The following is a 5,138-nucleotide window of genomic DNA, read 5'->3' on the forward strand; positions in this document are numbered from 1 at the left end:
GAACTGGAGTTCCTAGATGAGGGTTCTCCTTCAAAACGAACCGAATTCGACACCGAGTACCGTCATTTCCAAAAACAGTCTGTTGCCCTGATGAACGACCTGACTGAGCTTGAAATAGTCATTCCAGAGCTGACAAAACTTAGTAAAGATATATCTTTGTATGAAAAAGGTTTTACTGAGTTGGTTGGTAGCTATGGCAAAGATACTAAGCATGACCAACAGCTTAAAAATGAGATAAAAGTTCTGTTTAATGATATTTTCTCTATTTTTCATCATATTGAAAAGGATCTACAGGGTGAAATAGAACATGCTCAAAGCTCTATTGGTCGATTCATTGTTTTCTCCATTGCAAGTGTCACAGCTTTACTTATCATGCTCTCCTTTTTCATTAGCAGGAGTATTCAAAGAAATATAGCCCAGCTTAGCCAAGTGATGACTATGGTAGCGGATAATCATGATTTAACTATCAAAGCTCATGTGGAGAGCAACGACGAAATTGCCGATATATCAATGCAATTTAATACCTTATTGTCAAGTATTCAGCAGTTGGTCAGCCAAGTACAAGGTAGTGTCAATGAACTTGGTGCAGCTTCAACCCAACTTCAGCAAAGTAGTTTAGATACAGAAAAAGCCCTAAACCAGCAACAACTTGAAACCGACAGTGTTGCAACAGCAGTTACAGAAATGGGTGAAACCATTAAAGAAGTAGCCTCAACCACAGAGCAGGCTTCAACCAATACGCAGAAAAGCTATAACCTAGCAAGTCAAGGACTAAGTGATATAGCGATAACAAGAGATACCATCGCAGAACTTTCTGGTGATTTGAGCTCGGCAAGCAGTGAAGTTCAGCGACTTTCTGAGCTATCCGAACAAATTAGCTCTGTACTGGATGTGATTAAAGGCATTGCTGAGCAAACAAATTTATTGGCGCTTAATGCTGCAATAGAAGCTGCCCGAGCAGGAGAGCAGGGGCGGGGCTTTGCTGTCGTCGCGGACGAAGTAAGAACTCTCGCTGGTCGAACTCAAGATTCAACCGAAGAAATCTCGAATATTATTTTGGCTGTTCAAGAGCAAACTCAGACTGTGGTCGGGGTGATGCAACAATGCAGCAGTAAAGGTCAAAGTAGTTCGGAAGTTTCAGAGCAAGCTTATTCAAGGCTTCAGTCAATAATGGAGGAAATGCAACTGGTACTGGATAACAGCACGCAAATCGCAGCGGCGGTAGAAGAGCAGAGTACCGTATCGGGAGAAATTGCTCGCAATGTTAATGTAATAAGAGATTTGTCGTCAATTAACGTACAAGCGGTATCTGAAAACGCCCAGTCCACTATCGTAGTAGCGAATCAAGCGGATGACCTAACAGCCGCTGTTAGGGTGTTTAAAGCCTAGAGTTGAGATAGCTCCAGATAAACCAGAATCAACCTTACACCACTCGATTTATCAGAAGCAAACCTTGACGGGCTTAAGCCTGTCAGGGTGAGAGCTAAAACAAGTAGTTATGCAACAAACACTTTCTGCTTAACTTTAACATTTTGCTCGGTTTTGGGAGTTTTCTTTCACCGCTTCTCAGACACCAATCATGAGAAAAAGTACGATGACTCCAGTGGCGAGATCCGCCGCTGAGTAATTACGTTAACACAGAGTGGGGCAAAAATATTTTAGACTAATAGCACTAAGGCGCCCTTGTCCCGATCCAAACCAGAAACCCAGTACCTTAAAAGGCGTTTAAAAACCTTGTCAGGGCTGCTCTTTTCTTCCTGAATATCTTTGTTTTATTGCTTTGAAAAATCAGAGACTATCCCCTAAAAGTGCATTTAGCCCTCTCAAACTAACCAAATGGCTCATACAGGTCCCCCCACTGTTCATTTGGAATCGATATGCCATTGCTGCTTTTTCGCTTTGTGTTTTTCCTTGCTCTTTATCGATAACTGTATCTAGGTGCGCATGATACTTTCCTATCGTTATGTAAATATCTTGTTCAGACATGTTTAGACTTTCGCCCCTCAAACCAGAAAAAAACTGCATCATCAATTTGGTCCCCTTAAATGAATACTTTCGCTCAAGATCAATAAAGTTGTACGAAAAGAACTTCCCTGGGTCTAGCTCCAATAGAGATATATCAGAAATAGAAGCTCGCTCTGCTGATGTCTCGCTCCCGCTAACTTTGGCTAAATAGTAGAAGCACTGAGATGCACTTGTGTAAATGTCAGCTTTGAGCTTTGCTATTGTTTGTTCATCGGTTAGCTCAGATGCGATTAGTCTTGTTGGCATAACGCTAATTAAAGTGGATAAAATAGGCAACAAATGCTTGGCTTTCATAGTATTCGGTCAATGGCAAAGTTGCTTCTTGATTGTGAAATTAATTCTTTATCACGTTATACACAATGAATATCAGATATTCTTTAAAATCGGTGAGGTACTTAAACGCCAGAGGCAGATCTAACTTTCGAAACTCGAACGCGCTTTCTATTGAATCTGGTAAAGGGTGCATTTTTTAGAGCAGTAACACTAAGGCACTTTTTGTCCCGAGGTGAGCTAGAGCGATAAAGTGCATCATGTGTTAAAGTGTACAGTGAAGCCGTTGGACAAGCCGCTCAATGCTTCATTAAGCTACTTCTTGTGAACGGCTTTATCTAATTTTTATGACAAGTTTGCTGCAAAAAAAGCCAAAACTAGTCTAGTTTACGGAAAATTATGACAACTGCTATGATTAGGGTTGGAGTAATGAGTTTATTAACGTAACTCACTATTTAAGATAGATTTTTATCAGAAATGTCAAAATTTATGTCTTAATTCTTTTCCAAGGGTAGCGAGATATGGGTAAGGTCTACGATGGTCTGCACCGAATTAGCTTCTTGATCAATGAAGAAGGCGTGATTGAACACGTGTTTAATAAGTTCAAGACCAAGACTCACCACGAAGTAGTACTAGACTACTTAAACGAAAACAAGTAATTGGTTGCTCAAATAAAAATGCCAGCTTAGTCGCTGGCATTTTTATTTACTCTTCACGATACATGGGTTACACAATAAACTTATTTAGAATTGCATCTTGCTCACGAACGTTCTCTGTCTGAACTTGCATTGCCATATTCGACTCTTCTGCAGAGTCGGCGACTTGGGTTGACAGATCTTTGATCTTCACTGTATTGCTATTTATCTCTTCTGCAACTAGGCTTTGCTCTTCTGCCGCTGAAGCAATTTGCATGGTCATATCAGTAATACGTTGAATCGCCTCACGAATAAGTTGCAGCGCACCATTGGCCGCTTGTGCCTTATCAACAGCGTCTACTGCCGTGTTCTTACTTTCATGCATCGCCGCAGACACTGAGCTCGCCCCTGATTGAAGCTGTTCTATCATACTACGAATTTCAGTTGTCGACTCTTGTGTACGCTGCGCTAGAGTACGTACCTCATCTGCAACCACGGCAAAACCACGTCCAGATTCACCAGCACGAGCAGCCTCAATGGCGGCGTTTAGCGCCAGTAGGTTAGTCTGGTCGGCAATATCGTTAATTACCTTCAAGATAGTTTCGATATTAGCGGTTGCTGACTCAAGACCTTGAACCTCTTCTACAGCTTGATCAATGCGTGCAGAAAGAGTGTCTATGGATTGGGTAGTTTCACTTACGACTGCTGAGCCACCTTGTGTTGCTTCATCCGCCTCTTTTGCTGCCGAAGCCGCACCTTGAGCGTTATTTGCGACTTCTGTAGCAGTAACAGCCATTTCATTCATGGCAGTCGCCAGCTGTTCAAGCTCTTGCAACTGGCTACGCATTGCTTCTGCAGAGTGCTCAGCACCGATTACCGTCATCTCAGTACCACGCAAAATCTCTGCACCAATCGCTTTCGATTGCTGGATTTGCTTCTGTAGCGTTTCAGTAAAGGTGTTAAAGCCTTCCGCGAGCTCAGCAAACTCTTGGTCAGTGTTAGTATCTAGGCGTTTGGTTAAATCTCCTTGCCCAGAAGCAACATCTTTAATCGCATCATTGAGTGTTGCCAAAGGTTTCATTAGCACCTTGATCAAAAAACTCAATATCACCACACTGAGAATCACGCCTATCACGACATAGATTATTGAGCTATTGCGCATTTTATCGATGGTAGCGAACGCAATATCTTCATCCACGATAGCGCCAATATACCAATTCTCTGAAGGCACTTTCTCAAATCTCACTAGATAGTTCTTGCCATCTTGTTCAAATCTTTGCTTTCCATCACCGACATTCGCTTGAGGTAAGTACTTGGAAATATTCTCGCCATTATACTCCGCTTGTGGGTGCGCAATGGTCGTTCCATCGGCCGTCACTATAAATAGGTAACCTGCATCATGCAGGTTTACGCTGTTGACCAAATCAGCCAAGCCACCCAGTTCCATGTCATAGAACATACCTGCGATGAACTGACCATTTTCCTTAACTGGAGTACCAATAGAGATAATCACCTTCTTAGTCGAAACGTCCACATATGGATCAGTAACGACCAGTTTACCTTGTGCTTTAGCGTCTCGATACCAAGGTCTCACTCGTGGGTCGTAATCAGGCCCCGCTTCCCAACCGTCATCATTTTCGACAACAAATCCATCCACCTCGTAACCAAAACCGACAGCCAAGAAGCTCTCTTTCAATTTGGGCTTTTCGAGAATTTGACTCACTAATGCTCTATTTTGTGGATCGATTTCAATCACTTCAGTTGTCGTCTGAGCAAAAGACTTTTTACTTTCCATTTCAGAGACAACGGTATTTTTTACACCTTCGACCATCTCGGTCAGGCTAGTATCAACAAGCGCTTCAACTTCCTGTTTTACAGTGTTTAGCTGTTGAACAGACAACAATGCTACAGTGACCAGCAACAGGGCCGATGAAGCTGCAACTATCTTCTGGCTAAATTTCATATATTCCCTCAATTAATCTGCAAGCTTTATTATTATTGTATTTAATACTTTATCGGCCAACGCAACGATTGCTTAAGAATTATCTTACAACTATAACGTAAATATCCGTCTCTGTTGATAAATAGGCTAAATAAAGGCGTACAAAAAAGCCCCAAAAATCACATTTTGGGGCTCAATGAGCAAACGTTTGCCTGCTTACGAGGCAGGTATTAATTCCTGACTTCGTCTTCTTGGCTAGGCAAGGC

General features: G+C 42.1%; 3 protein-coding genes and 1 pseudogene. 2 read left to right on the forward strand and 2 right to left on the reverse strand.

Annotated elements, in window-relative coordinates; all coding sequences use genetic code 11:
* Positions 1-1,389 (forward strand): methyl-accepting chemotaxis protein (locus tag QTO00_RS14510; protein ID WP_331425431.1); only part of this gene is annotated, 1,389 nt, incomplete at its 5' end.
* A 399-nt stretch (positions 1,390-1,788) separates the two neighbouring features.
* On the opposite strand, the gene QTO00_RS14515 is transcribed toward QTO00_RS14510, so the two are convergent.
* Positions 1,789-2,271, reverse strand: a complete 483-nt coding sequence (locus QTO00_RS14515; RefSeq protein WP_331425432.1) for a hypothetical protein — start codon at positions 2,269-2,271, stop codon at positions 1,789-1,791.
* A gap of 545 nt (positions 2,272-2,816) precedes the next feature.
* Between QTO00_RS14515 and QTO00_RS14520 the strand changes: the two are divergent.
* A pseudogene (locus QTO00_RS14520) lies at positions 2,817-2,954 on the forward strand (thioredoxin-dependent thiol peroxidase); the annotation flags it as partial.
* 67 nt (positions 2,955-3,021) lie between these two features.
* Here the strand turns inward: QTO00_RS14520 and QTO00_RS14525 are convergent.
* The gene (locus tag QTO00_RS14525; protein WP_331425433.1) at positions 3,022-4,893 is read right to left on the reverse strand and encodes a methyl-accepting chemotaxis protein; all 1,872 of its coding nucleotides are present in this window, start codon (positions 4,891-4,893) and stop codon (positions 3,022-3,024) included.
* Positions 4,894-5,138 lie beyond the last annotated feature (245 nt).

It is taken from the genome of Vibrio sp. M260118, assembly GCF_036533755.1.
Classification (GTDB): domain Bacteria; phylum Pseudomonadota; class Gammaproteobacteria; order Enterobacterales; family Vibrionaceae; genus Vibrio.